The 25,801-nt window shown below is 71.8% G+C and carries 23 protein-coding genes, 1 pseudogene and 1 riboswitch; of the genes and pseudogenes, 11 read left to right on the plus strand and 13 right to left on the minus strand.

All coding sequences use genetic code 11. The features are described from left to right. The 4 genes and pseudogenes from AOK03_RS27335 to AOK03_RS44310 form a co-directional block, all read right to left on the minus strand. Window positions 1–247, minus strand: a pseudogene (locus AOK03_RS27335) (hypothetical protein); the annotation flags it as partial. Then, window positions 244–897 carry an RNA polymerase sigma factor gene (locus AOK03_RS27340; protein ID WP_055568034.1) on the minus strand — a complete coding sequence of 218 codons (654 nt, stop codon included), beginning with the start codon at window positions 895–897 and terminating at the stop codon, window positions 244–246. The pseudogene AOK03_RS27335 and the gene AOK03_RS27340, both read right to left, overlap by 4 nt. Window positions 898–1,043: 146 nt before the next feature. Further along, entirely contained in the window at window positions 1,044–3,125 is a 2,082-nt protein-coding gene (locus tag AOK03_RS44305) for a WD40 repeat domain-containing protein (protein ID WP_055568016.1), read from the minus strand. Then, on the minus strand, window positions 3,034–4,272 hold the full coding sequence (locus AOK03_RS44310) for an nSTAND1 domain-containing NTPase (protein ID WP_055568017.1): 1,239 nt from the start codon (window positions 4,270–4,272) through the stop codon (window positions 3,034–3,036). Before AOK03_RS44310 ends, AOK03_RS44305 begins: the two co-directional genes overlap by 92 nt. A 549-nt stretch (window positions 4,273–4,821) precedes the next feature. Between AOK03_RS44310 and AOK03_RS27355 the strand changes: the two genes are divergently transcribed. From AOK03_RS27355 to AOK03_RS27365, 3 genes are read left to right on the plus strand one after another with little or no spacing between them, the layout of a single operon-like run. Next, window positions 4,822–5,196, plus strand: coding sequence for a VOC family protein (locus tag AOK03_RS27355; RefSeq protein ID WP_055568018.1), 375 nt, complete (start codon window positions 4,822–4,824; stop codon window positions 5,194–5,196). Window positions 5,197–5,256: 60 nt separating this feature from the next. Next, window positions 5,257–6,189, plus strand: coding sequence for an alpha/beta fold hydrolase (locus AOK03_RS27360; protein WP_055568019.1), 933 nt, complete (start codon window positions 5,257–5,259; stop codon window positions 6,187–6,189). Between the two features lie 42 nt (window positions 6,190–6,231). Further along, window positions 6,232–6,978 (plus strand): MerR family transcriptional regulator, encoded by a 747-nt coding sequence (locus tag AOK03_RS27365; RefSeq protein WP_055568020.1) that lies wholly within the window; start codon window positions 6,232–6,234, stop codon window positions 6,976–6,978. Here AOK03_RS27365 and AOK03_RS27370 read toward each other — a convergent pair. The 4 genes from AOK03_RS27370 to AOK03_RS27385 all read right to left on the minus strand — a co-directional run bounded on the left by AOK03_RS27370 (window position 6,956) and on the right by AOK03_RS27385 (window position 10,946). Further along, entirely contained in the window at window positions 6,956–7,903 is a 948-nt protein-coding gene (locus AOK03_RS27370) for an aminoglycoside phosphotransferase family protein (RefSeq protein WP_425264420.1), read from the minus strand. The two genes, AOK03_RS27365 and AOK03_RS27370, sit on opposite strands and share 23 nt — an antisense overlap. Window positions 7,904–8,029: 126 nt before the next feature. After that, complete coding sequence (locus AOK03_RS27375; RefSeq protein WP_063792587.1) at window positions 8,030–9,358, minus strand: transcriptional regulator; 1,329 nt, start codon at window positions 9,356–9,358, stop codon at window positions 8,030–8,032. An 88-nt stretch (window positions 9,359–9,446) separates the two neighbouring features. Beyond that, on the minus strand, window positions 9,447–9,989 hold the full coding sequence (locus AOK03_RS27380) for a DapH/DapD/GlmU-related protein (RefSeq protein WP_055568022.1): 543 nt from the start codon (window positions 9,987–9,989) through the stop codon (window positions 9,447–9,449). Between the two features lie 15 nt (window positions 9,990–10,004). After that, window positions 10,005–10,946 carry a LysR family transcriptional regulator gene (locus AOK03_RS27385; protein WP_055568023.1) on the minus strand — a complete coding sequence of 314 codons (942 nt, stop codon included), beginning with the start codon at window positions 10,944–10,946 and terminating at the stop codon, window positions 10,005–10,007. A gap of 161 nt (window positions 10,947–11,107) precedes the next feature. On the opposite strand from AOK03_RS27385, the gene AOK03_RS27390 reads away from it, so the two are divergent. After that, on the plus strand, window positions 11,108–11,947 hold the full coding sequence (locus tag AOK03_RS27390) for an endonuclease/exonuclease/phosphatase family protein (RefSeq protein ID WP_079074988.1): 840 nt from the start codon (window positions 11,108–11,110) through the stop codon (window positions 11,945–11,947). A 6-nt stretch (window positions 11,948–11,953) separates the two neighbouring features. On the opposite strand, the gene AOK03_RS27395 is transcribed toward AOK03_RS27390, so the two are convergent. Next, on the minus strand, window positions 11,954–12,721 hold the full coding sequence (locus AOK03_RS27395) for an NPP1 family protein (RefSeq protein ID WP_055568025.1): 768 nt from the start codon (window positions 12,719–12,721) through the stop codon (window positions 11,954–11,956). Between the two features lie 273 nt (window positions 12,722–12,994). Here AOK03_RS27395 and AOK03_RS27400 point away from each other — a divergent pair, with 273 nt between their 5' ends. The 6 genes from AOK03_RS27400 to AOK03_RS27425 all read left to right on the plus strand — a co-directional run bounded on the left by AOK03_RS27400 (window position 12,995) and on the right by AOK03_RS27425 (window position 19,956). After that, window positions 12,995–13,774: a class I SAM-dependent methyltransferase gene (locus tag AOK03_RS27400; protein WP_079074989.1), complete on the plus strand. Its 780-nt coding sequence runs from the start codon at window positions 12,995–12,997 to the stop codon at window positions 13,772–13,774. A gap of 11 nt (window positions 13,775–13,785) precedes the next feature. Continuing rightward, window positions 13,786–14,433 (plus strand): TetR/AcrR family transcriptional regulator, encoded by a 648-nt coding sequence (locus AOK03_RS27405; protein WP_063792586.1) that lies wholly within the window; start codon window positions 13,786–13,788, stop codon window positions 14,431–14,433. Between the two features lie 120 nt (window positions 14,434–14,553). Then, window positions 14,554–14,748 carry an antitoxin gene (locus tag AOK03_RS27410; RefSeq protein WP_055568026.1) on the plus strand — a complete coding sequence of 65 codons (195 nt, stop codon included), beginning with the start codon at window positions 14,554–14,556 and terminating at the stop codon, window positions 14,746–14,748. 82 nt (window positions 14,749–14,830) lie between these two features. Beyond that, window positions 14,831–15,460: a hypothetical protein gene (locus AOK03_RS27415; RefSeq protein ID WP_055568027.1), complete on the plus strand. Its 630-nt coding sequence runs from the start codon at window positions 14,831–14,833 to the stop codon at window positions 15,458–15,460. Window positions 15,461–15,598: 138 nt separating this feature from the next. Then, the gene (locus AOK03_RS27420; RefSeq protein ID WP_055568028.1) at window positions 15,599–17,020 is read left to right on the plus strand and encodes an NAD(P)/FAD-dependent oxidoreductase; all 1,422 of its coding nucleotides are present in this window, start codon (window positions 15,599–15,601) and stop codon (window positions 17,018–17,020) included. 182 nt (window positions 17,021–17,202) lie between these two features. Continuing rightward, the gene (locus AOK03_RS27425) at window positions 17,203–19,956 is read left to right on the plus strand and encodes a discoidin domain-containing protein (protein ID WP_055568029.1); all 2,754 of its coding nucleotides are present in this window, start codon (window positions 17,203–17,205) and stop codon (window positions 19,954–19,956) included. 80 nt (window positions 19,957–20,036) lie between these two features. On the opposite strand, the gene AOK03_RS27430 is transcribed toward AOK03_RS27425, so the two are convergent. Next, window positions 20,037–20,543 (minus strand): carboxymuconolactone decarboxylase family protein, encoded by a 507-nt coding sequence (locus AOK03_RS27430; protein WP_055568030.1) that lies wholly within the window; start codon window positions 20,541–20,543, stop codon window positions 20,037–20,039. 108 nt (window positions 20,544–20,651) lie between these two features. Between AOK03_RS27430 and AOK03_RS27435 the strand changes: the two genes are divergently transcribed. Continuing rightward, window positions 20,652–21,185, plus strand: a complete 534-nt coding sequence (locus tag AOK03_RS27435; RefSeq protein ID WP_055568031.1) for a MarR family winged helix-turn-helix transcriptional regulator — start codon at window positions 20,652–20,654, stop codon at window positions 21,183–21,185. A 9-nt stretch (window positions 21,186–21,194) separates the two neighbouring features. On the opposite strand, the gene AOK03_RS27440 is transcribed toward AOK03_RS27435, so the two are convergent. The 3 genes from AOK03_RS27440 to AOK03_RS27450 form a co-directional block, all read right to left on the minus strand. Beyond that, window positions 21,195–21,509 (minus strand): hypothetical protein, encoded by a 315-nt coding sequence (locus AOK03_RS27440; RefSeq protein ID WP_167355648.1) that lies wholly within the window; start codon window positions 21,507–21,509, stop codon window positions 21,195–21,197. Between the two features lie 361 nt (window positions 21,510–21,870). Continuing rightward, window positions 21,871–24,189 (minus strand): 5-methyltetrahydropteroyltriglutamate--homocysteine S-methyltransferase, encoded by a 2,319-nt coding sequence (gene metE / locus AOK03_RS27445; RefSeq protein WP_055568033.1) that lies wholly within the window; start codon window positions 24,187–24,189, stop codon window positions 21,871–21,873. Window positions 24,190–24,352: 163 nt separating this feature from the next. Then, a riboswitch (cobalamin riboswitch) is annotated at window positions 24,353–24,573 on the minus strand. 175 nt (window positions 24,574–24,748) lie between these two features. Further along, window positions 24,749–25,801, minus strand: a 1,053-nt coding sequence (locus tag AOK03_RS27450; RefSeq protein ID WP_079074990.1) for a malate synthase, incomplete at its 5' end; no start/stop codon positions are given.

Raw genomic sequence — 25,801 nt, forward strand, 5'->3', positions numbered from 1 at the left:
GGGCGGGGCGGGGGCCGGAGCGGGCCTGGTCGGTCCGGTCGGCCTGGTCGCGGTCGATGCGTCGCATCAGTCGTTCCTTGTGGTGGAGGTGCTGCTCGTGCGGGAGGCCCCGAGGAGTCGGGGGCGGCAGCAGACGGGCGATCTCCTCGATGTCGGCGTCCGAACGCCGGGCCTCGCTCCAGGAGTTCGCCGGATTCGAGCGGCTCGGGGAGTCCGAAGGGTTCGAGGTGGTGTCCCTGTTGTTCATGCTGTTTCCTCCCGCACGGGCAGGGCCGCGAGTGCGGCTTCACCGGTCATCTCTCCGCGAGCGGCGCGCGGTTCCCAGTTCTCGGCTCGCTTCTCCGCTCGCTCTTCCGCGCGTTCCTGCGCCGCCGCCTCGTCGGCGAACCGGGCGAGTTTCGCCCGCGCCCGGGACAGCCGCGAGCGCACGGTGCCGACGGGGACGCCGAGCGCCTCGGCCGTCTGCTGGTAGTCGAGCCCCGACCACACGCACAGCGTCAGTACTTCCCGCTCGTGGCGCTTCAGCCGGTCCAGCGAGGCCTGGACGGCGTGCAGCCGCCGGGCGTCGTCGATGCGTCCGGCGACCTCGGGGGCGAAGTCGGCGACCACGGGCGGCTGCCGCTGGCGGGCCAGGAACGCCAGGCGGCGGCGGAGGCCGCGCCGGGTGTTCTCCGCCTTGTGGGTGGCGATGCCCAGCAGCCACGGGCGCAGGGAGCCCTCGTCCGGATGGAGCCGTTCTCGTGCCCGCCACGCGGCCAGGAACGTCTCCGACATGATGTCCTCGGCGGTCGTCCAGTCGCCGGTGAGCCACAGCGCATGCCGGTGGACGGGCCCGGCGTACTGGTCGTAGAGCTCGGCGAACGCGTCACGTTCCCCTGCTCTCACGCGTTTGCGCAGATCGTTTTCTGAGTCCCTCACAGTCATTCCTCTCCGCCGCACCGGCGGAGTTCCTGTGACCTGCGCCATACGCGATGGGGCCCGGCATACGCCGACTGCCGGGCGGGGATCGGCTCGGCCCGGCCCCATTGTGCGTCAGCCGTCCGCTACGACGGACACGCGTCCTCCACCGGCTGGTCGGGGAGCAGCCGGGCCCAGTGCTGGTCCTTGACGAGGTCGCGGGTGCGTCGGGCGGCGTAGTCGACGTCGATGCTCCAGGCGCGGGCGCCCCCGCGGGAGTCGAGTACCGCGAGCGCTCGGCCGTCCGGGGAGAACCGCACCGTGTCGATGCCCTCCGCGGCGGGGCCGGTCAGGACGGTGTGCGCCGCTGCGCGGGTGCCGCCGCGGAGGTCCCACAGCCGCATGCTCCTGTCCGTGCTCGTGGTGGCCAGCGTGGAGCCGTCCGGGCTGAAGTCCACCCCGATGACGACGCCGGTGTGCCCGGTGAGGCTTGCGGTTCTGGTGCGCGCGGCGGCGCCCCGGACCCTGATGGTGCCGTCGTTGCCCCCGACGGCAAGGGTGCGGCCGTCGGGGCTGAAGGCCAGGACCAGGCTGACGTCAGGGGGGCCGGGCAGGGGCCTGGGGCGCTGCCCCGAGCGGGTGTTCCACAGGCGTGTGACGCCGTCGTCGCTGACGAAGGCGACGGCACGGCCGTCGGGCCGCAGTGCCAGCGCGTTCACCGGGCGGGCGTTGCGCAGGACGGCGGTGGGGCGGCCGGTGGCGACGTCCCAGGTCCGGACGGTGCCGTCGCGCCCGCCGGCGGCGAGGGTCCTGCCGTCAGGGGTGATGCCCACCAGCCGCAGGGTCCAGGTGGCTTTCCGGAGCGTGATGACCCGCTTGCCGGTCGCGAGGTTCCACACGCGAATGGTGCGGTCGCGATCGACCGTGGCCAGCACGCTGCCGTCGCTGCTGGCCGAGGCGGAGACGACGCGTTCCGGGAAGCGGACCGGGGCCGGACGGACGCGCGGGGCGGCGGTGGACCAGCGGGCCGCCATGGCCTTTTGATCGACGGTGAGGAACGCCCGGCGGTCCGCGAAGGGGGCCCGCCGGGTGATCGAGCCGGAGCGGTCGGGCAACTCGGCGGTCTTCCGGTGCGAGGCCACGTCCCACAGGCGGGCGGTGGGATCCTGGCCCCCGGTGGCCAGCGTGCGACTGTCGGGGGAGAACGCCACCGCGTACAGCGGCTTCTTCATGGTCAGTGTGGCCAGGGCCCTGTGCGACCGGGGGTCCCAGAGGCGGACGGTGCCGTCGGTGCTCGCACCGGCCAGGATGCGGCCGTCCGGCGAGAACGCCACCCCGTACACAGCGCCCTTGTGACCGGTCAGCGATGCCCGCAGGCGACGGGAGGGCACGTCCCACAGCTTCACGGCGTGTTCCCTGTCCGCGGTGGCCAGCGTGCGGCCATCGGGGGAGAACGCCACCGTGGTGACCGCGCCCGTGCGTCCGGCCAGCACGGCGCGCGTCCTGTGGGACGACACATCCCACAAGCGGGTCGTGCGGCCGGTGTCAGTGCTGGCGAGCAGGCGGCCGTCCGGTGAGAACGCCAGGCGGTACACCGCATCCGCGTGCCCCGTCAGAACGGCGCGCTTCCGATGGGTGCGTACGTCCCACAGCCGCACCGTCCGATCGCTGGAAGCGCTGGCCAGGGTGCGGCCGTCGGGTGCGAACGCGACCGCTTCGACCATGTTGGTGTGGCCTGTCAGGGTCGCCAGAGGGCGGTGCGTGCGTACGTCCCACAGTTTGACGCTGCGGTCGTTCCCCGCCGTGGCCAGGGTGTCCCCGTCAGGGGAGAACGCCACCCCGTTGACGGCGTCGGTGTGGCCGGTGAGGGTGGCCAGGAGGCGGTGGGTGCGTACGTCCCACAGCTTGACGCTGTGGTCGAAGCTCGCCGTGGCCAGGGTGTCGCCGTCGGGAGAGAACGCCACGCCCTGCACCGTGTTGGTGTGCCCGGTGAACTGGTTGGCGTAGACGCGGGCCTGCGCGCTCAACAGGCTGTTGCGCGCTTCCTTGGTGGGGGACTGCCGGTAGCCCCGCAGGGCGAGGACCATCGCGGCCTCGGGGCGGTTCTCCCGCAACTGGTCGGCACAGGCGGCATGTTCACGGGAGACCGCCAGACGCCGCTGCGTGTCGGCCGCGGTCGTCTTCCGGACGGCGACGGCGGTTGCGGCGAGCGCCAGCACCAGCAGCACGCTGAGGGCCGAGATGACCTGACGGACGCGGTGGGTGCGCCGGCGTTTCGCGCGGGTCGACCGACTGAGGAAATCGGCTTCCAGCGCGGTCAGTTCGGTGCGCTGCTCGGGGGTGGAAAAGGCGTCCTGGGCCTCGCCGAGTTCGGTGCCGCGCAGCAGCGCCCCCGCTGTCGCGGTTCCGCTCGTGCCAGTTGTGCGACGCGGAGGTCAGGCGGCGGTGCCGGCGCAGGCGCTCGCGGTCGTCCTCGAGCCACCGGCGGAGGCGGGGCCACGAGGTGATCAGCGCCTCGTGGGCGAGATCGACGGTGTCGTCGTCCAGCGTGACCAGACGGGCCCGCGCCAGCTCGTGCAGCACGGTCTCCGGGCCCGCGTCCCGAACCGCGCAGCGGGTGGTGGCGAGCTCGCCCCGGCCGATGGGACGGCGGGTGTCGGGGGCGCCGTCGCCGGGGGTGATCAGCCGCAGCAAAATGTGCCGGGCCGTCTCCGCGCGGTCCGGGGCGAGGCGGGTGTAGAAGTCCTCGGCGGTCTGGGCGATGGCGCCGTGGACACCGCCCGCGGCTTCGTAGCCCTGCACGGTCAGGGTGCGGCCGCGGCGCCGGAGCCAGGTCTCCAGCAGGGTGTGCGACAGCAGCGGCAGCGCGCCCGGCGCGCCGTGCACCTCCACGACGAGGCGGGCGGTCAGGGCCCGTTCCACGATCAGCCCTGCGGCGGCCGCCGGTTTGACGATCACCTCGCGCAGCTCGTCCGGTGTCATCGGGCCGACCGGCAGGCTCGCCTCCCCGAGGACCCGGGCCAGCCCCTCGTGTTCGAGGCACCGCGCGTAGAAATCGGCCCGCATCCCGACCACCACCCGCAGTCGGCTGCGGGGCTCCTGGGCCGACAGCACGAGCCCCACGAACTCCCGCTGCTGCTCCGCGTCGTGGCAGAGCGTGAAGACCTCCTCGAACTGGTCCACCACCAGCCAGGTGTCGCCAGGACCCTCGGCAGGGGTGAACAGTTTCCGATGATCACGCACCGGCCGGGGGCCGGGCGTGAGGATGCGGATCGTCGCCGGACGCAGCCCCGGGTCCTCGGTGTTCCGCAGCCAGGGGACGAGCCCGGCCCGCAGGAGGAAGGATTTGCCGCTGCCGGACGGGCCGAGGACCACGACGCACCGGTGTGTCTCGGCCAGGGTGGTCAGGCTTTCCGTGAGACGGGCCGCGGCCGAAGAACCGTGCGTGGTCGCCGGGCTCGAAGCGGGCCGGACCGCGGTACGGCGACTCGGCCGACTCCTCGGCATCGGCCCGGGGCCGAGCGGCCTCCTCCTCGTGCGCCTCGTGCCAGCGCCGCTCCCACTCCGCCGCGTCCCCGCCGCACGCCTGCACGTACGACAGCGTCAACGCCAGGGACGGCAGCGCCTCACCGGCCGCCGCGCGCGCCAGAGCGGCTGCCGAATACGCCGCCCCCTCGGCCATCACCCGGTACGTCGGAGTTCCCGCCTCCCCACGCAACTTGCGCAGCTCGTAGGCGAAACCCTGCACCGGCCCGGCCCCGGGATCGATCGGCTTCTCGCGGCGCCCCACAGCTGTTCAGCCTCCCCGTCGATGGACAACTTCCCAGCCGAACACATGCACCACGGCCCCGAGAAGGCACCCATGAGCCAACCCCCGGCCGAGGAGCCCGTGCATGAACGTGAGAGCCGGGGCAGGGTGGGGGCATGACCACGACGCTCGGCGCCTTCGTTCTGGCCACACCCGATCCGCCCGCCCTGGCCGACTTCTACCGGGCCCTGCTGGGCTGGCAGGAAGTCGAACGCGGCCCGGAATGGGTCCGTCTGCGGCCGCCGGAACAGGAACGTCCCGGCCTCAGCTTCCAACTGGAGACCGACCACACGCCCCCGACCTGGCCGCAACGCCCCGGCACCCAGCAGATGCAGGCGCACCTCGACCTGGAGGTCGACGATCTGACGGCGGAGACCGAGCGTGCCTGCGCCCTGGGCGCGACGCTGGAGGAGCATCAGCCCCAGAAGGGCGTGCGGGTCCTCCGCGACCCGCACGGTCATCCGTTCTGCCTCTTCCTCCCGGGCGCCTGAACCCTGAATCGGGAGGGGGAGGTTGACCCTGACCCTACGTCAGGGTTGGAGGCTGGTCGCATGACGAACAACAGCACCGCCTCGGCCCGGCCCGCCCCGCCGGTCGGCGGATTCCAGGAGATCGACGACCGCAACGTCTTCGTGCACCGATCGGGCAGCGGCGGACCTGCCGTGGTGTTCCTGCCGGGCGCGGGCGCGGTGGGACTGGACTACTTCGGCGTCCAGGAGAGCGTCGCGCAGTTCACCACCGCCGTGACGTACGACCGCGGCGGCACGGGCTACAGCGACCCCGTCCCGCTGCCGCGCAGCGCCGCCGCGGTCGCCACGGAACTGCGCGAGCTGCTGCGCGCCCAGCACATCGCCGCCCCGTACATTCTGGTGCCGCACTCCCTCGGCGGCCTCTACGCGCACCGGTTCGCGCAGCTCTACCCGCAGGACGTGGCCGGACTCGTCTCACTGGACGCCCTCCACCGCGACTGGGACGACTTCATGCCCGCCACGGCGACGCTGACGGCGGTCGAGCGGATGGCTCCGGGTCGGGAGCAGATGGAACAGATGCGTCCGGCCCTGCGCGAGATGCGGGCCGAGCTGCTCGCCGACTACCCGGAGCACGTGCGGCAGGCGCTGACCGAGGCCAAGGAGAGCGGGGAGTGGACCGCAGCGGGCATTGCCGAACGCACCGGTCTCGCCGACCTCGCCACCGAACTGCGGGCCGGGCCGGACCTTCCCGACGTCCCGGTGGTCGCCCTCACCGTGGTGGGCGCCGACCCGGCCCAGCAGGCGCTGGCGGCGGAACGGACATGGCAGGAGATGAACGACGGCAAGACCCGAATGGACGCGGCCCTCGTGGGCGCGGTCACGCACGGGGAACAACGCGTCATCTCCGACACCGCCCACCACCGGCTCTGCTTCGACCGGCCCGATGCGGTGGTCCGGGCGATCCGTGACGTCATCGCCCGAGCTCAGCCCGGGAACCACCCAATGCTCCGCTGACTAGACTCGAACGCCATCGCGGTGTACGAACCGAGGAGAACGGTGCTCACGATCAGCCAGCTCGCGGCGACCGCAGGCGTGACCGTGCGCACCGTGCGCCACTACCACCACGTCGGCCTGTTGCCGGAGCCCCGACGTGATGCCTCCGGCTACCGCCGCTACAGCGCCCAGGCGGCGGTCGACCTCATCCGGATCAGGACCCTCGCCGACGCCGGGGTGCCACTCGCCCGGATCGACGCGTTGTTGCACGCCCGACCGGCCGAGTTCGCCGCGGCCATCAGCGACATCGACGCAGGTCTGCGGCGCAGGATCGACGAGCTCAACGAGAACCGGCGCCGGATCGCCGAACTGGCCGGCGGCGAAAGGCTCGTGCTGCCTCCCGAGGTGATCGCCGTCCTGAACCGGATGCGCGACCTCGGGATCAGCGAACGGAGGATCCGGCTCGAACGCGACTCGTGGATCCTCATGCAGGCGCTGGACCCGCAGGTCGTGCCGGAGCGGATACGGGAGAAGAACGCCGGACTCGACGACCCCGAGACGACGCGCCTGTTCCTCGCCTGCGACCGGGCGGTCGACTGGGACCCGGACGATCCGCGGCTGGAGCCGCTCATCGACGACCTGGACGCATGGGAGATCGCGCACGGGCGCGCAGGCGACCGGGCCGGGTATCTGAAGCTGGTCTCTTCCCGGATCCGCGAGGCGTCACCGGCGTGGCAGCGCATCATCGACGCCCTCGCCCATCGGGCCAAGCGGCGCCGGGAGTCGGTCAGCCGATCAGCGCCTCGGTGATCTGGCGGGTGGTCTGCGCGGCGACCCGGGGGCTGACGGCGGCGTACGAGGTGTAGGCGTTGAGGCCGGTGGCCAGCGCCCAGCCGCGGCCCCGGAGCCAGGTGGCGTCGTCGACGCCGAGCGCGGCGCGGAAGGCGGCCCGGCTCGCGGTCGACATCAGCGTGTAGGCGATGGTGAGGTCACAGGCCGGGTCGCCGATGCCGAGGCCGCCGAAGTCGATGACCGCGCTGAGGCGGCCGTCGACGGTCAGCAGGTTGCCGGTGTGGAAGTCGCCGTGGAACCAGACCGGCGGACGATCCCATCCGGGTGCGCCGAGCGCCGCATCCCACAGCTCGGTCATGGCCGCGGCATCGAACACACCGTCGAGCTTCGCGATGGCGGCCCGCGTCTCGCGGTCCCGGTCGGCCAGCGGTTCACCGGTCAGGTCGTCGCGAGCACGAGCACCGTCGGCCGGGAAGTCCTCGGGTACGAAGGTCTGCAGGGCGGCGAGGAAATCCGCCAGTTGGACGGCGGCCCGGGACGAGTCGGCCAAGGACTCGGTGGTCGCGACCTCGCCGTCCAGCCACCGGGACACCGCCCACGACCACGGATAGCCGAAGTCGGGCTCGCCGACCCCCACCGGTGCCGGGATCGCCAACGGCAGGTGCGGCGCGAGCCGGGGGAGCCACTCGGACTCCTTCGCGGCCTGCCCGATGGCCCCCGCGTGACGGGGCAGCCGGACGGCCAGGTCCTCGCCGAGACGGTAGATCACATGGTCCGAACCTGCCGGGTCGAGCAGTTCGAGCGGCAGCGCGGTCCACTGCGGGAACTGCGAGTCGACCAGGCGCCTGGCCAGTGCGGCATCGATCGCGGGGCGGAGGTCCGAGGTCGCGGGGTGGGGGTCCGAGATCGCGGGGCAGGGGTCCGCGGTTCTTCCGGTCGCCAAGAACAACTCCCTTGGTGGGCCCGCGCGATGCGGCGGGCAGTCGGAGACATCACAGCGTCGAGTGGACCGGCCTGTCGATCGATTTTCCCGGCCTCGGAGGGCCGCGGTTCATCGGACTGCTGCGGTTCAGCCGAGCGGCAGCCTCTCCGTTCCCCACCCGTCGGAACCCAGCCAGGTGTAGGTGGGGCGCCCTTCCATGCCGCTGGTACGGAACGGCCTGCCCTGGTCGTCGATGCGGAGCACGCCGTGCCGCTCGCCGCTGGACCACTCCAGTTCCAGGTACCACTCCACGTTGTGCAGCTTGGTGCCCGCGGTGATGAGGAGGACCTGCGGATCGCGCTCGCTGACCCGGTACGGGAAGTCGCGCTGTCCCATCATGGGCGTGGGGCGCGGCGCCGCCTCGTCCAGGTCGACGTCGAAGGACTTGGCGTACACCTTCTCCTCACAGCGCGTCCTGATCTGGAAGTTGTTCCAGGCCGGCGGGGCGCCGCTGCTCCGCACGCGGACGCGCATGGCGCGCAGGACGATGTCGTCCTTGGCCGCGCCCTGCAAGGTGACCTCGATGTGCTGGCGGCGGGCCGAGACCGCGCCGAGTTCCGCCACCCAGGCGGGCACGTCCTGATCGGCGGGCGGTTCCGGCATCGCGCCCGGCTCCCGGTTCACCAGGAAGCTGTGCAGACAGCCGTCGTAGACGTACGGCCTGACGCGCGCCGCCAGCGGAGCGCCGGGGGCCTGGGCCGGCGCGCCGCTGGGTGCGCTTCCCTTGTGTCCGCCCCGAGGGGCGCCGGGTGCCTGGCCGCCCTTCCCGTTCCGGGCGGGCCGGGGAGAGGCAGCGCCTCTGCTGCCCTCGGCCCCGGTATCGGATCGGTCCCTGTCGTCGGGCCGGTCCTTGCCGTGGGCGCGGTTCTTGTCGGAGCTCTGCCCGGGGCGGTCGGACGGCGAGGCGCTCGGGGTGCCCCGGGGCGGCGGGACGGAGGGCCCGGCGATGTGCCGCTGTGTCTGCTGGTCCCTGTCGCCGTTGTCGTGCAGGGCAAGAGCGACGGAGCCGACCGCGGTCACCGCGGCGACGGCGACTGCGAGGGCGACTCGGACGACGGGGGCTCGGCGTCTGCGCGACGGAGGCCCGGGTTCCGACGAGGCCCCGAACTCCGGCGCGGACCCGGCGGGCTCCTGCGCACCGGGGGGCGCCGAGGCCGTGGACGACGACGGCCTCGGTCCCCGCCCCGCGTCGGCCAGAACCCACCGTCGATGTGCCTCCACCAGTTCCTGGGGCGACGCCTCACAGAGGCGGGCGAACCGCTTCACCGTCGCGAACTCCGGGGGCACCGCGTCCCCGCTGCAGTACCGGTGCACCGCCGATGTACTCATGTGGAGCCGTTGGGCCAGCACTCCGTAACTGAGCCCGGACCGTTCCTTGAGCTCTCGAAGTAACTCCGCGAGCGACCCCGTCCCCATCAGCCCCACCAGTTCCCACCAGCCCCGTCCCGTCACATGTTCCGGGACCGAGACGCTCAGGGAGCCGAACGCGGTTCCGAAGACGGCGTCACCACTGGCGGCGCACGGTCGCCTTGCTTCCGGTCACCAGGCTTGCCGGTGGGACGTCGTCGGCCACGACCGCACCGGCGGCGACCACGGCATCGCGGCCGATGCTGACGCCGGGAAGGATCGTGGCACCGGCGCCGATCCACACGTTCTCCGCCACATCGATGGGCCCGCCGCTCAGCCACCCCCGGCGTTCCACGGGGTCGACGGGGTGGCCGACGGTGATGAACGTGGCCTTGGGGCCGACCATGACGCGCTCGCCGAGCCGGATGCCCGCGTAATCCAGGAACGTGCAGTTCTGGTTGATGAACACGCGCTCCGCGAGATCCAGGCGGAGGCCGTGGTCCGTGTAGAAGGGCGGATAGATCGTGACTCCGGGCGGCAGCGGCTTGCCCAGGATCTGTTGGAACAACTCCGACTTGCCCTCTTCGTCCTCGAAAGGCAGGACATTGAGGCGGGAGGTGAGTTCGGTGGCCCGCAGGACCCTTTCGGCCATGGACTGGAACTCGGCGCTGTGAATGCGCAGGAGACGGTCGTCGGACAAGGTCACGATCCTCTTCTAATGTGTCGGTGACGCGGATGCCCAGGACGGGAGCCAGACCGTCTCGGGGAGTCTCGGCAGGTTTCCGAAGTGGGCGATGATTCCGCGGAGTCCTGGGTGCGGATTCGTCTTCGGGAGGACGAGGGAGAGCGGGTACGCGAGGGCCGGATTCACGAGGGGGATGCGACGCAGGCCGTACTGCGCCGGAAAGGCGTACCGGTCGCGTGCCCCGATGAGGGTGGCCACGTCCGAGGAGTCCGCGAGGGTCTCCAGGAGAACTTCGTCCCCGAAATGGGGGCCCGCCGCGTCGATGCGCAGGTCGAATTCGGTGGCGAGCTGATCGTAGAACTCGGCCCATTCGCTTCCGGTCGCGATGCCCGGCACCCAGATCCGGTGCTTGCGCAGCTGCCGCGGCGTCAGGCTCTGCGCGGAGGCGAGCGGATGCCCCGGCCCGACGACGAGTTCCAGCGGATTGCAGAAGGCGTGGATCATCTCTACGTCCGTGGGCAGCGCGCCCGGGCCGGTGACGGTGCGGAACGAGGCGTCGACATCGCCCGCCGCGACGGCGGCGGCCGCCACCCCGGGGTCGTCGACCCTGAGGGTCACCACGTCGAGCTTGAGCTCGGGATGCGACCGCCAGTACTCGTGCAGTACGACGGCCTGCGCGCTCCGCAGTCCGAGTACGTCGATCCGCAGGGCCCGGGAGCCAGGACCGACCGCGGCGACGGCACGATCGACACCCGCGACGATGCTCCGCGCATGGCCGAGCAGGACCCTGCCGTCGGGCGTCAGCTCGACCCCTCGGGCGGTGCGGGTGAACAGACGGACTGCCAGCTCGCGCTCCAGAGCGGCGATCCTCTTGGAGACCGCCTGCTGCGTCACGCCCAGCTCATCGGCCGCATGGTGCAGGCGTCCGAGCTCGGCGGCCCGGACGAACGATCGCAGTGCCTCGGTGTCCACCGGATCACCCTAGGCGGGCACAACCGGACGTTGTGGCCCGGCGATGACCGGTTGTTCGATCACACTCGCCACCGTATTCCGACCCCGTCCCATAATCTCGTGCAAGAACTCGTGCAGGAGCGTGTACAGGGTTATGAGGGATATGCCGGATCGAGGAGGCGATGGTGCTCGGTAAGGGCACGCGGTTGCTGGCTGGCGCCATGTTCGTGGTCTTCATGCTGCTCGTCGGCCCCAGCGCGCCAGGCGGTGCCCTCTTCGTCAGGTCGCTGCCCGTAGGTGCCGTCAAGGCAGTCGTGCCGAACCGCGTCATGACGTGGAACCTCTGCAATCCCTGCGACGTGAGCAACATCGACCGGGCGGCGGAGATCGCCACGTACGCGCCTCAGGTCATCGGTCTGCAGGAGGCGTGCGCGCGTGATGTCGAGAGGATCCGGGACTATCTGGAGGTCTTCTACGGACTGGATTATCACGTGCAATACGGGACGGTCCTCCAGGACTGGGGCCGTTGCGGGGGAGTGCCGTGGAGTCCGGGAGGTTTCGGCCAGGCGATCCTTTCGGCCGCGCCGATGACGGACCGGGTGAATGTGGAATACCCCGACGGCGGTTCCGAGGACCGGGGATACATGGCCGTCACCACCACGGTCGGCGGCCGGTCCGTCCGGGTCTTCAACACGCACCTCGCCCAGCGGCAGCAGGAGACGATCCGGGCGGGACAGACCCGCGTGCTCGCCGCGGCCGTCGCCCGGCACGACCGCGCCATCGTTGTCGGCGACTTCAACGCCGTGCCGGAGGCCCCCGAACTCTCGCGCATCTGGGCGCTGGCCGCGGACACGGACCCCGAGTGCCGCCCCTTGCCCACCGGTCCGTGCGAGCCGACGACCGACTGGCACAGCAAGTTCGACTACGTGTTCCTACGAGGCTTCACCGCGCGCGAGCACCGCGTGCGGCCCACTCCGTACTCGGACCACCACATGCTGCACACCGACGTGGACCCGAAGTAGGACCGGTCAGGCGTTGACGTCGAATGGCACCCCGGCGGGCAGCGCCCCGGCGAGGTGGCCGGGGAAACTCGCGTCCTTGAGCCCGAAGTTGGCGCTGCCGAAGTCGTGGGAGCTCAGCTTGTCCCGTAGCCCGGCGGGATATCCGTTCCAGCCGATGAGGGCCGGGAACTGCCAGGTGCCGCGGTGGTTCTCGGGCGGCTCGTCGCCCGCGGTCGCGGCGCGGAAGCAGTGGGTGCCGATGCCGTCCTTGTGGTAGACGACCTTCGGGTGGGTGCCGTCCCAGCGGATCTGGTCGCGCGGCTGGATGCGGAACTTGCCGTGGGCCGAGGTGGCGACGTACTCGGCGCGGCCGTCCTTCACCCACACCACCACGTGCTCCCAGTCGTGCCGGTGCCCGCCGAGGCCGCTGCCCGCCACGGCCTGGTCCTTCTCGAAGTAGAGGCCGTACATGACGGCGCACCAGCCGTTGTTGCACTTGCTGCGGGCGTAGCCGTTGGTGTTGGCGAGGTCGCTCGCGTCACGGCACTGGCCGTTGACGGCGCCGCTCGGCTTGAGGCCGCCGTTCACCGTTCCGTCGGGGCCGATGGCGGGCGTCGGGTAGCAGCCGTCGCCGTCGTAGTCGAACGCGGGCTGGAACGTCTGCTCGGTGCTGTCGGCGTTCGCGGGCAGGGCCTGCGGCGGGGCGGCGACGGCCGAACCCGCGAAGGCCACCACCAGAGTGAGGGCGCCGCCTACGGAAAGGGACGTTCTGCGGATCGCTCGACTCGGCTTCACGGACTCTCCTCCGGTGTTTCAGGGCCACGGCAGCTTTGTCATGCCCGCAACATCCCCGGATCACGCGTACGAGAAGCAGTGAGAGGGGCCTGCACGGACGGCAGCGGCACCCCGGAACCCACAAACGCATCTACTGCCGCAATTGGCTGATCGGTCCAACATCTGCAAGGTCTCTATGAGAGACGGCATCGCAGATGCAGTATGGGAGGCGTTATCCGGGAGGCGGCGTCCACCACCCCCCAGCCCAGGTCCAGGCCCACAAGGCGAGGTCCCATGAGCACGCGCACCTACGACAGCAGCACCGACGACGGCATCGGCTACGGCACGAGCAGCTCACGGACCGTGGCGCGCCGCCGCCCGGACCCGCGGATCGCGGGCCTCATCGCGCGCGCCCTCGGCGACGCGCGCTCGGTCCTCAACGTCGGAGCGGGCACGGGTTCCTACGAGATCGCCGCCCACGCCGTCACCGCGGTCGAGCCCTCCCTCGCCATGCGCGCACAGCGACCGGCCGCGCTCGCCACGGCCATCGACGCCGTCGCCGAGGACCTGCCCTTCGCCGACGGCCGGTTCGACGCGTCGATGACCCTCTTCAGCGTCCACCAGTGGTCCGACGTCGAAGCGGGGCTGCGCGAGATGCGGCGCGTCACCCGCGGGCCCGTCGTCGTCCTGGCCCACGACCCCGCGCGCGTACGCGACTTCTGGCTCTACGAGTACGCCCCCGATGTCCTGGACGCCGAGGCCCGCCGCCATCCGCCGCTGCGCACCCTCACCGCCGCGCTCGGCGGCACCACCACCGTCCAGCCCGTTCCCATCCCGCTGGACTGCACCGACGGCTTCAACGAGGCCTACTACGGTCGCCCCGAACTCCTCCTCGACCCGGCCGCACGCCAGGCCTGCTCCGCGTGGAGCTTCATCGACGACCGAGCCCGCCAGGACTTCGACACCTCGCTCCGCCACGCCCTGGGCTCCGGCGCGTGGGACGCGGCCTTCGGTCACCTCCGCAACCGGCCCGCCTACGACGGGTCGCTCGTCCTGCTCCGCTCCGCCCTCTGACGGGGCGTCCTGTGTCCGACTCCTGTCCCGGCGGCGGCCGGACGGCGCCACCCCGGTCGCGCCCCAAACGCTCGGACGCCGAGGGCAACCGCGCCCGCATCGTCGAGTGCGCCCGAACCGCCTTCACCGGTGCCCCCGACGCGTCGCTGCACGCGATCGCGAAGGCAGCCGGTGTGGGCCAGGGGGCGCTGTACCGGCACTTCCCCAGCCGGGAGGCGCTTCTCCTCGCCGTCTACCGATCCGACCTCGAAGCGCTCGTCGCCGCCGCGCCCGGCCTGCTCGGCGAACACGAGCCCATGGACGCACTGCGCCTTTGGCTCGCCCGGCTCGCCGCCCACGGCCGCGGCGGATGCGGGGTGTCCCGGGCCGTGGAGGCAGCGACCTGCCCCGCTCCGGGAAGTCCCGTCCACCCCCCGGTCGCCGCGGCCCTGGACCAGCTCCTCGCCGCCTGCAAAGAAGCCCGGCAGCTGAGGCCCGAAGCCGACGCCGACGAGGTCCTGCTGCTCGTGTCGTTCTTGTGGAAGACCACCGGCGGCTCCGAGTGGCAGGAGCGCACCGAACGTCTGCTCGGCATCGTCGTCGACGGGCTGCGCACTCCCGCAGCCGAGGACACGCGCGAGCCCACGGGGCGGCGCACCGCCGGAGCGCCGCTGACCTGACCGTCGAGGGGTTCGTTCACGTGTTCGATATCAGTTGTGGCTACGGGATGCGGATCGGGCGTTGCGCCCTGAATCTGGAGAGGGGGCGGAACGCAGAGAGGCGAGAGGCAGGTACAGCCCATGACGGTCATGGACAAGCTCAAGCAAATGCTCAAGGGGCACGAGGACAAGGCCGGCCAGGGCATCGACAAGGCGGGCGACTTCGTCGACGACAAGACCCAGGGCAAGTACTCCAGCCAGGTCGACACCGCCCAGGACAAGCTCAAGGAGCAGTTCGGCTCGGACAGGTCGCAGCAGGACCCGCCGCAGAGCTAGGGAGAAGCCGACTGATCCCGGCACGGCGAACTCACGGCAGAGGCCCCCGCTCCTCCGTACGACACGGCGAGGCGGGGGCCTGATGCGCGCGCCCACGCGCCGCATGCGCTTCGACGGGTGGATCGCGGGGCTGGGCACCGAGGCCGGTGTGCGCCTTGTCGTCGGCCGCTGGCCGGTCTCCCCGTTGGGGTCGTTCGCCGACGTCATGGTGGAGCACGCCGACGGCCACCGCGCGCTGCTCGCGCCGTCGCAGCAGGTCGCGGAGTTCGTCTCCGCCACGTACCGCTTCGACGAGGTCGTCATCTGCCCCGTCGCCGTCCGGCCCGCGCGCGAACGGTGGACCGTGGCCGCGGGACCGCTGCGGCTCGCCTTCGATCCCGGGCGGTCCACGGCGCTGGGCCGACTGCTGAGGGCGGTCCCGGGGCGTCTGGCGAGCAGTCCCGGCTGGGCCGCGCTGTGCGACGTGCCGGCCCGTCTGCTGATGCCGGGCGTGCGGACCCGCGGCAGCGCGGGCACGGGACGCCGGGAGTGGTACGCGGCCAGGGACCTGCGCACGATCACGGCGGCGCGGGCGACGTGGGACGGGCGGGACCTGGGCGGGCTGACGCGGGTGGATCCCCCGGTCCGCTTCGGCTTCGGTTCCGTGCCCCGCCGCCCGTCCCTGACCCGTGTCGTCACCACGGTGGAACTCGCGACCACCGAACTCCCCTGACCAGTCCGATTCATGGCTTGTGGGGTACGGGCTCCGTGTCGCAGTTTGGCCTCGGCCCCCGGACGGAATGTGCCCGTACGAGCAGCCGGGGCATTCGGGGCGTCCGGCGCCGCAGTCCCCGCCCGGAAGGTCGTGGTCATGAAGGCACGAGGCAGGGAGTCCGGCGGAGGCAGTCGCGCGGTGGTCCTCGGGGCGGGCATGGCCGGGATGCTGGCCGCCGGTGTCCTGTCCGGCCATGTGGACGAGGTGGTGCTCGTCGACCGGGACCCCATGCCGGAGACGGCCGCGCCCCGCCGGGGGCTGCCGCAGGCCCGCCACGCGCACATGGTGATGTCCGGCGGCGCGAGCGTCATCGACGCCCTGCTGCCGGGCACCGTCGACGCATGGGTGGCCGCCGGGGCACGGAAGCTGGGGGTGACGGACGGAATCGTCGTGCTCGGGCCCCAGGGCTGGTTCCCGCGCCGGCCCGACACGAAGTTCCTCGTCTCCTGCACCCGGGACCTCCTCGACGCGGTGGTGCGCGAGCGCGTCCTGGCCCTCGATCCGGTGGTCCTGCGGGACGGCGCGGAGGCGGTGGAACTCCTCGGCGACCTGCGCCGGGTCACCGGAGTGGCCGTACGCGACACCGGCAGCGGCACGGTCGAGAACCTGGAGGCGGACCTGGTGGTCGACGCCTCGGGCCGCGGCTCCCAGGCCTCCCGGCACCTCGCCCGGCTCGGACTGCCCGCCGTGCAGGAGGAGACCGTGGACGCCGGTCAGGTCTACGCCACCCGGCTCTTCCGCGCGCCGCCGGGCGCGGAGCGCTTCCCGCTCGTCAGCATCCAGGCCGACCCCCGTGCCGGTACCCCCGGCCGGGGCGCCACCCTGCTGCCCGTCGAGGACGGCCGCTGGCTGGTCACCGTCGCGGGCACCCGAGGCGGCGAACCCACCAGGGAGGCGGCCGACTTCGAGCCGTTCGCCCGGAGCCTGCGCGACCCCCTGATGGCCGACCTGATCTCGCGCGCCGAGCCCCTGACCGACGTCCACCTCACCCGCAGCACCGTCAACCGGCGCCGCCGCTTCGACCGGCTGCCCGCCGCACCGGACGGGTTCGTCGCCCTCGGCGACGCGGTCGCCACCTTCAACCCCGTCTACGGCCAGGGCCTGTCGGTGGCCGCCCACAGCGCGGCCGTGCTCGACCGCGCCCTCGACGAGCGCCGAGCCGGTGCCGAGGGCTTCGCACGGCACGTCCAGCGGTCGGTGGCCCGCACGACGGGCGGCCCCTGGGACCTGGCCACCGGCGAGGACCTCAACTACCCCGGCACCACGGGCAAGCGACTGCCGCCCGCGGCACGCCTGCTGCGCGGCTACACCCAGCGGATGATGCGGACCGCCACCGTCAACCCCGCGGTCCTGCGCGCCCTGACCGATCTCATGACCCTCTCCGCGCCCCTGAGCTGCCTGGCCAGGCCGCAGGTGCTGCTCGGTGTCGCCCGGGGACCGGGCCGCGCCGCGCAGCCGGACCCGTCCATCACGCCCGAGGAACTCGCGGTGTGCGGACTGAGCAGCACACGACGCTGAACGCGGCGCGCCGCGCGTACGACTCCGGTCCGGAAATCCCGCGGCGACACTTCATCCGCATCCCCTCACTCGTCCTCCATGCCTTCGAGACTTGACCGAGAACGCTCATCTATTGACGTGACTCGTTCAGGAAATTTATGGTCCCTGGACCCTCGCAGGTGAAACCAGAGTGACGGAGAACAATGACGTACTCCCTCGGTGCGCGGCCGCGTGCCGCCCGACTGACCGCGGTGCTGCTGGCCGGAACCCTCGTCGCCTCGGTGCCGTCGGTCGCGGCCCGGACGGCACCGGAAGGTGACACCACCCCCACCGCGCACTGCCGCACGGGTGACGGCTGGACGCTCGGCACCACCACCCGGGCCGACGCGAAGGACACCCACCACGCCTTCGTCGGCAACGGCTACCTGGGCCAACGCGTGCCGCCCAACGGCGCCGGATACACCGACAGCGAGGCCAAGACCGGGTGGCCGCTGTTCACCCCGCGCTACGACGGCTCCTTCGTGTCCGGCCTGTACGCGCACAACAAGAAGACCGCGGAGGACCGCCAGGCCGTCGCCGCCCTGCCCAACTGGACCGCCCTCACGGTCAGTACGGGCGGAGAAGGCGGCGATACCTTCAACTCTTCGACGCCGTCCGGGCGGATCTCCCACTACCGCCAGTCGCTCCTCCTGCACTGCGGTGTCGTTCGTACGTCGCTGACCTGGACCGCCGCCGACGGGCGCCGCACCGACCTCAGGTACGAGGTGCTCGCCGACCGCACCGACCCGCACGTCGGCGCCGTACGCATGAGCATGACGCCGCACTGGAGCGGCAGGGCGACCGTCACTGACATGCTGGACGGCCGCGGAGCGCGCCGCATCCAGCAGACCGGCGGCGGCGACCGCACCGGATCGGCCGACCGGGACGACGGGCGTCGCACCGACGGCAGGACCGCGCCGAGCATGGACGTGGCCTTCCGCACGGACGGCACGAAGGTCGACGGAGCCGTCGCCTCCACGCTGCGCGCCGACCGCGGAACTCCCGGCGCCAAGGTCCAACAGGCTCGCACCGCAAGGAAGCTGACGGCCCGCCAGGCACTGGCGCTGCCGGTCAGACGCGGACAGTCGTACGACTTCACCAAGTACGTCGGTGTCGACACGGCACTGACCTCGCGCGCGCCGCGCCGGGACGCCACCGCCACCTCGCAGCGGGCCGCCGACCGCGGCTGGCAGGCCATGCTCCGTACCCACACCGCCGCCTGGGCCAGGTTGTGGCGCAGTGACATCGAGGTGCGCGGGCGGCGCGAGATGCAGTCATGGGTGCGGTCCGCGCAGTACGGGCTGCTCTCCAACACCCGTGAAGGCGCCGCCAACAGCATCGCTCCGGCGGGCCTGACCAGTGACAATTACGCGGGCCTCGTCTTCTGGGACGCCGAGACCTGGATGTACCCGGGCCTGCTCGCCACCCGGCCCGAGCTCGCCAAATCCGTGGTCGACTACCGCTACCGGACCCGGGCGTCAGCCCGCGACAACGCCCGCAAGCTGGGCTACGAAGGGCTCTTCTACCCCTGGAACAGCGGAAGTTCGGGCAACCTCGCCGAGGAGTGCCACAGCGTCGACCCGCCGCACTGCCGCACCCAGGTCCACCTCCAGTCGGACATCTCCCTCGCCACCTGGCAGTACTACCTGGCCAGCAAGGACACGGACTGGCTGCGCGAGCGCGGCTACCCGGTGATGAAGGGCATCGCCGAGTTCTGGGCGAGCCGCGTCAGCCGCAACAAGGACGGCAGCTACTCGATCAAGGACACGGCCGGACCCGACGAGTACAGCAACGGCGTCGACGACGCGGTCTTCACCAACGCGGGTGCCGTCACCGCCCTGCGCCACGCCACCCGTGCCGCCGAACTGCTCGGCGAGCGGGCCCCCGCCAAGTGGCAGACCGTCGCCGACCGCATCCGCATCCCGTACGACGAGAAGCGCAAGGTCTTCCAGCAGTACGACGGCTACAAGGGCAGCACCATCAAGCAGGCCGACACGGTCCTCCTGATGTACCCGCTGGAGTGGAAGATGCCCAAGGGCGCGGCGGCCGCGACCCTCGACTACTACGCGGAGCGCACCGACCCGGACGGCCCGGCCATGACGGACTCGGTGCACGCCGTCGACGCCGCCGGAATCGGTGAGCCCGGCTGCTCCACGTACACCTATCTGGAGCGTTCCATCAAGCCGTTCGTCCGTGGCCCCTTCGCGCAGTTCTCGGAGGCCCGCGGCGACAAGGCGGGTGCCGAGGACCCCCTGTCGGGTTCGCCCGCGCACGACTTCCTCACCGGCAAGGGCGGCTTCCTGCAGACCTTCACCAACGGCCTGACCGGCATGCGGATGCGTGAGAACAGCCTGCACGTCGACCCGATGCTGCCTCCGCAGCTCGGCCGGGGCGTCACCCTGCGCGGACTGGCCTGGCAGGGGCGTACGTACGACATCGAGATCGGCGCCCGCCGCACGACCGTGCGCCTCACCGACGGCGCGCCGATGACGCTCGACACCCCGCAGGGCAAGCGGACCGTCACCAAGGACGCTCCCGCGGTCCTCGACACCCGCCGCCCCGACCTGACCCCCACCACGAACACGGCGCGCTGCACCACCGCCAAGGCCTCGTCCGAGCAGCCCGGCATGTACGCGGGCGCCGCCTTCGACGGCAACTCGGCCACGGCCTGGGTCCCGGACGGCCCCCGCGGCCGCCTCACGACGGACCTCACCAAGCCGGTCCGCGTCAAGAAGGTCACCCCCACCTGGAGCGACACCGAGCCCGCCGCCCACAGCGTCGAACTCTCCCTCGACGGCCGGACCTGGCACCGGGCGGACGCGGACGACCCGCAACTCGCACGCTACGTACGGGTGACGGTGCGCGGCGAGGCGGGCGCGAAGGAGCACCCGGGGGTGGCGGAGCTGACGGTGAACTGACTGGGACCCGTCCCCTTGGGGATCGGGCCGCGCGCGCCGCTCGGGCGGGCGCGGCCCGACTTCCAGAGGCAGCCGACGCGTCACCCCCACGGGTCGGTGAACGACCGGCCTGGCGTCGGCTTGGCGATGAGCGCCACCGGGGTGAAGAAGCCGACCTGGCCGATCGCGAACATCAGCGTGGCGAGCGCCTTGGCCGCATAGTGCCCGGCTGCCTGCGCGTACAGCTCGTCGGAGACCCTCTCGCCGTCCGTGGACGGCTGGAGCACCGCTTCGACCAGTGCCAGCGCGGCACGCTCGGCGCCGGTGAAGTACGGGGAGTCCGGCCAGGACGCCACCGACGTGATGCGCTCCTCGGACTCACCGGCCCGGCGCAGGAACCCCGTGTGCAGAACGGTGAGGTAGGTGCTGCCGACGAGCTGGCCGGCACGCAGCTGGACCAGACCGATCGTGGCGCGCGGCACCGAACCGTTGCCGGTGACCTTGAACAGCGCCGCCGACACCTCCGCCAGCTCGGGAACGAGCTCCGCGGGGTCCTCGGACATCCGCGGAACCATCGGGATCTCCGCCGTGATCGAGCGTGTTTCCATCACCGTCTCCTCAAGGTTTTGCAGCTGCTGTCACTGCCATGACGGAAGGCGGCGGCGGAAGGTCACAGAGGGAAGGCGGCCGTTCGTGAGCTGGAGTAGAAAGGACACATGGCCGAATCCGGGAACTGCCGAGAAGGTGCGGATGATGTCGACGCGGTCACCCGAGCGGTACTGACGGCATCGAGGCTGCTGGTCGCCGTTTCGGCGCGTTCCCTCGCGGAGGTCGAAGACCGTGTGACGCTCCCTCAACTGCGTATGCTCGTCGTCCTTTCGACGCGCGGCGCGACGAAACTGGTGACCCTGGCCGAGCATCTGCGGGTCGCGCCCTCGACCGCCATGCGCATGGTGGACCGGCTCATCGCGACGGGCCTGGCCGACCGGCGGGCCAATCCCCGCAACCGGCGCGAGACGTTGCTCCAGGTGACCGAGGAGGGGCGGCGGACCGTCGAGACCGTCACCGCTCGGCGCCGTGCGGAGATCACGGCCATCGTCGAACGGCTCGCCCCTGAGCAACGCGGTGCTCTCGTCGAGGCGTTGACCGCGTTCAACGAAGCGGGCGGTGAGCCGCAGGTGTCGGATGCGGACGACCGGGGACCGTATCCGTTCGGCTGGGCGGAGTCATCGGTCGACTGCGAGGTGTGAGCCGGTCCGTCAGCGCCGGTGGCCCAGCGGGCACAGCGTCGTCCCCTCGCCGTCCGTCGCCTCCCGGCGCCAGTGCCGAGCGCAGTAGGGGACGTCGCACTCCGCGCAGAAACCCGCGTCGCCTTTGAGTCCGGCGGTGTGGATACGGGCGAAGGTGCGCGGATAGCGGAAGGCGCCGCGACAGCGATCCGCGTCATCGGCCGAAATGTTCTCACCAGCGCCGTTCGTGTACGCCTCGCTCTCCACCGTGAACCACCAGAGCGAGTGGTTCCTGGCGGCGGTGTAGGCGGCCCGGTTCCTCGCGTCCCAGCGCGGCATGCTCACGGGTTGTGTACCGGGAGGGGTGAATTCGAGGTGAGCGATATGCGCCTTGCACACGGCGCAGGCCACGTACAGGACAAACAGGAGCGAGGGAACTTGGCGCATGAGTAAGGGCCTTGGGAGAGGCGCGGAATGCTGCTCGGCTGAACGCATCCTTGCACAGTGCAATGCGGCGCAGCGCACGAAAGGAAAGGAGCGACCGATACGAGCCACACACAGGTCGGATACGGCCGGGCGGTGCCGCACAACGCGCCGAACCGGCCCCTCGCCTCGTGCGCGGGGCCGGATCAGCGGGCGGTGCCGACCCCGGCCGGCCGGTGCCGTCCGGGAGTCGGGGCCGTTATGCCGTCATGCCGTCATGCCGTCACGAGGCTGACAGTTCCTCGCGGACCGTCCTGGCCGCCGTGACCAGGTTCTCCAGCGAGGAGCGGGTCTCGGGCCAGCCGCGGGTCTTCAGGCCGCAGTCCGGGTTGACCCAGAGCCGCTCGGCGGGGATGGCGTCGAGCCCCTTGCGCAGCAGGGCCGCCGCCTCCTCCGCGCTGGGGACGCGCGGGGAGTGGATGTCGTACACGCCGGGGCCCGCCTCGCGCGGGTAGCCGTGGGCGGCGAGTTCGCGGGCGACCTGCATGTGCGAGCGGGCCGCCTCCAGGCTGATGACGTCGGCGTCGAGGTCGTCGATGGCCTGGACGACGTCGCCGAACTCGGCGTAGCACATGTGGGTGTGGATCTGGGTGTCCGGCCGCACGCCGCTGGTGGAGAGGCGGAACGACTCGGTGGCCCAGGTCAGGTAGGCGGGATGGTCGGCGGCGCGCAGCGGCAGGGTTTCGCGCAGTGCGGGCTCGTCGACCTGGATGACCGAAGTGCCTGCCGCTTCAAGGTCATTGACCTCGTCGCGCAGGGCGAGGGCGACTTGGCGGGCGGTGTCGCCGAGCGGCTGGTCGTCGCGGACGAAGGACCAGGCGAGCATGGTGACGGGGCCGGTGAGCATGCCCTTGACCGGGCGGTCGGAGAGCGACTGGGCGTAGGTCGTCCAGCGGACCGTCATCGGCTCGGGGCGAGAGATGTCACCGGCGAGGATCGGCGGGCGGACGTAGCGGGTGCCGTACGACTGGACCCAGCCGTGCTGGGTGGCCAGATAACCGGTGAGCTGCTCGGCGAAGTACTGCACCATGTCGTTGCGCTCGGGCTCGCCGTGCACCAGGACGTCGATGCCGGTCTTCTCCTGGAAGGAGATCACCTCCTGGATCTCGGCCTTGATGCGCTCCTCGTACCCGGCGCCGTCGATCCGTCCGGCCCGCAGGTCGGCGCGGGCGGTGCGGAGTTCACCGGTCTGCGGGAAGGAGCCGATGGTCGTCGTCGGCAGCAGCGGCAGGTTCAGCGCGGCGCGCTGCGCGGCGGCCCGCTCCGCGTAGGGCTGGGAGCGGCGTGCGTCGGCGTCCGTGACGGCGCCGGTGCGGGCGCGGACGGCCGGGTCGTGGGTGATGGGGGAGCCGGCCCGGGACGCCAGGTCGGCGCGGTTCGCGGCGAGCTGGGTGGAGATCGTGTGGGTGCCGCGGGCCAGGCCCCGGGCCAGGGTCACGATCTCGTCGGTCTTCTGGCGGGCGAAGGCGAGCCAGCGCAGGATCTGTGGCTCGATGTCCCGTTCGAGGGCCGTGTCGATGGGGACGTGGAGGAGGGAGCAGGACGCGGCCACGTCGACCCGTTCGGCGAGGCCCAGCAGGGTGCCGAGGGTGGTCAGGGACCTCTCCAGGTCGTTGACCCAGATGTTGCGGCCGTTGACGACTCCGGCGACCAGGCGCTTGCCGGGCAGTCCGCCGACGGCGGCCAGAGCTTCGAGGTTGGCGGCGGCCGCTTCGGTGAAGTCGAGGGCGAGGCCGTCGACCGGGGCCTTGGCGAGGACCGGGAGGGCGTCGCCGAGCCGGTCGAAGTACGAGGCGACCAGGAGCTTGGAGCGGTCGGTGAGGGCGCCGAGGTCGCGGTAGGCGCGTTCGGCCGCGTTCAGCTCGGCCGGCGTGCGGTCCTGGACGAGGGCCGGCTCGTCGAGCTGGACCCATTCGGCGCCCGCCGCGCGCAGGTCGGCGAGCACCTCGGCGTACACCGGCAGCAGGCGGTCGAGGAGCGTCAGCGGGTCGAAGTCGGCGGCCACCCCGGGTGCGGGCTTGGCCAGCAGGAGGTAGGTGACGGGGCCGACGAGGACGGGCCGGGCGGACAGGCCCAGGGCGCGGGCCTCCTTGAACTCGGTGACCTGCTTGGTGGAGTCGGCGGTGAACACCGTGCCCGGGCCCAGCTCGGGCACCAGGTAGTGGTAGTTGGTGTCGAACCACTTCGTCATCTCCAGCGGCGCCACGTCCTGCGTGCCGCGCGCCATGGCGAAGAACCCGTCGAGTGCGTCCGCGTCGACCGCGGCGCGGTGGCGCTCGGGGACGGCGCCGACCATGACGGTGGTGTCCAGGACGTGGTCGTAGTACGAGAAGTCGCCGGTGGGGACTTCTCCGATGCCGGCCTCGGCGAGTTCCTGCCAGTTGGCGCGGCGGAGGTCGGCGGCGGTGGCACGGAGGGCGTCGGCGGTGACACGGCCCTTCCAGTAGCCCTCGATTGCCTTCTTGAGTTCGCGGTTGCGGCCCTGGCGCGGGTAGCCGTACACGGTGGCCCGTGCTGCCGCGGCTGCGGTCTCGGTGGTCACGGAGATCTCCTTCGCGAGATGAATCCCTGAGATCCCGGGGACGGGACGAGAGCGCGAAGGGTGACGCACCGAACGGTCCGGGATCGCGCGGGGAGCGCGGCCGTCCGTCAGATGTGTTCGCCGACCCGCCCTCGAGGTCACCGGGATATCCGCGCACGAATGGTTCGGGCACGGACAGCGGGCAGGTCTTCGGACTCGTGGGCACATCCTCCCGGGGGAGGACACCTACTGGCCGTCGCTTCCCAGGACCGGTCATCGGTCCCAGTGCATGTGACGGCGGTCGTTCCCACTCACCGCTGCGGGGCAGTCCCGGATTCCCACCGGGTTCCCTCTTGCGACGCTCCCGTCTGGCGGACGGGGCGAACCAGCTGCACTGATCACCTTACGGCGCCGTCCGCCGGTGGGCCGGGTCGCGTCCGGCATTCGGAAGGTGAGGTGGAACACGCGCCCGACGCGCTTCGGCGACGAGGAGGACGGGAAGGCGGCACACTCCGCACTTCCCGCCCGTCCTTCGCGGGCGGCCTCCCGCCCCCTCGGCGGGCGGCCGCCTCCGGGCCCCTCAGCCCAGGTCTTCGTGGCGGTGGCAGCCGGGGTCGACCGCGCCGACGCGCCGGACGAGGTGCCGCGTATAGGCGTACGGCGTGAAGAACTGCGGCAGTTCGACGGAGAGCGTGCCGCGTTCGAAGAGCTCGCGCACCGCCTCGATGTCCGCCCAGGGATACTCGGCCCCGAGCGAACCGAGCTCGTCGTCGAGCAGCCCCAGGACCGTCTCCCGGTCGACGACCCGGTGCCTGAGCCATTGCCAGATCTGCACCCGGGCGATCTCGGCGGTCGCCGCGTCCTCCATCAGCCCGTTGAGGGCGACGGCTCCCTGCCCGCGCAGCCAGGCCGCGAAGTAGCGGAGGGCCACCGAGATGTTCGTCCGGACGCCCTCGGGAGTGGGCGGCCCGCCGACGCGGCGCGTGGAGAGGAGGTCGGCGGCCGTCACCTCGACGTCGTCGCGCGTGCGGTCGATCTGGTGCGGCCGGTCGTCGAGGACCCCGTCGAACACCTCGCGGCAGAGCGGCACCAGCGCGGGATGGGCGACCCAGGAGCCGTCGAAGCCGTCCTCCGCCTCCCGTTCCTTGTCCAGCCGGACCGTGGCGAAGGCGGCCTCGTCGGCGGCGGGATCCCTGGAGGGCACCTGGGCGGCCATGCCGCCGATGGCATGGGCGCCACGCCGGTGGCAGGTGCGCACGAGGAGTTCCGTGTACGCGCGCATGAAGGGCGCCGTCATGGTGACCTTCGCGCGGTCGGGGAGCAGGAAGTCCGTGCGGTGCCCGAATGTCTTGATCAGGCTGAACAGGTAGTCCCAGCGACCGGCGTTGAGTCCCGAGCTGTGCTCGCGCAGCTCGTGGAGGATCTCCTCCATCTGCACGGCGGCCGTGATCGTCTCGATGAGGACGGTGGCGCGGACCGTGCCCCGGGGAATGCCCAGGAGGTCCTGCGCGGCGACGAAGACGTCGTTCCACAGGCGCGCCTCGTACCGGTTCTCCAGCTTGGGCAGATAGAAGTACGGGCCGTGACCGGCGTCGATCTGGCGCTGCGCGCAGTGGAAGAAGTACAGGCCGAA

The sequence above is a fragment of the Streptomyces atriruber genome (assembly GCF_001418325.1).
GTDB lineage: Bacteria > Actinomycetota > Actinomycetes > Streptomycetales > Streptomycetaceae > Streptomyces > Streptomyces atriruber.

Coding starts and splice junctions, on each gene's coding strand:
- AOK03_RS27400 (WP_079074989.1), top strand. CDS start 12,995: ATGAGCACGCGCACCTACGACAGCAGCACCGACGACGGCATCGGCTAC.
- AOK03_RS27435 (WP_055568031.1), top strand. CDS start 20,652: ATGGCCGAATCCGGGAACTGCCGAGAAGGTGCGGATGATGTCGACGCG.
- AOK03_RS27430 (WP_055568030.1), bottom strand. CDS start 20,543: ATGGAAACACGCTCGATCACGGCGGAGATCCCGATGGTTCCGCGGATG.
- AOK03_RS27355 (WP_055568018.1), top strand. CDS start 4,822: ATGACCACGACGCTCGGCGCCTTCGTTCTGGCCACACCCGATCCGCCC.
- AOK03_RS27375 (WP_063792587.1), bottom strand. CDS start 9,358: ATGGGGACGGGGTCGCTCGCGGAGTTACTTCGAGAGCTCAAGGAACGG.
- AOK03_RS27420 (WP_055568028.1), top strand. CDS start 15,599: ATGAAGGCACGAGGCAGGGAGTCCGGCGGAGGCAGTCGCGCGGTGGTC.
- AOK03_RS27360 (WP_055568019.1), top strand. CDS start 5,257: ATGACGAACAACAGCACCGCCTCGGCCCGGCCCGCCCCGCCGGTCGGC.
- AOK03_RS27425 (WP_055568029.1), top strand. CDS start 17,203: ATGACGTACTCCCTCGGTGCGCGGCCGCGTGCCGCCCGACTGACCGCG.
- AOK03_RS27410 (WP_055568026.1), top strand. CDS start 14,554: ATGACGGTCATGGACAAGCTCAAGCAAATGCTCAAGGGGCACGAGGAC.
- AOK03_RS27415 (WP_055568027.1), top strand. CDS start 14,831: ATGCGCGCGCCCACGCGCCGCATGCGCTTCGACGGGTGGATCGCGGGG.
- AOK03_RS27390 (WP_079074988.1), top strand. CDS start 11,108: ATGGTGCTCGGTAAGGGCACGCGGTTGCTGGCTGGCGCCATGTTCGTG.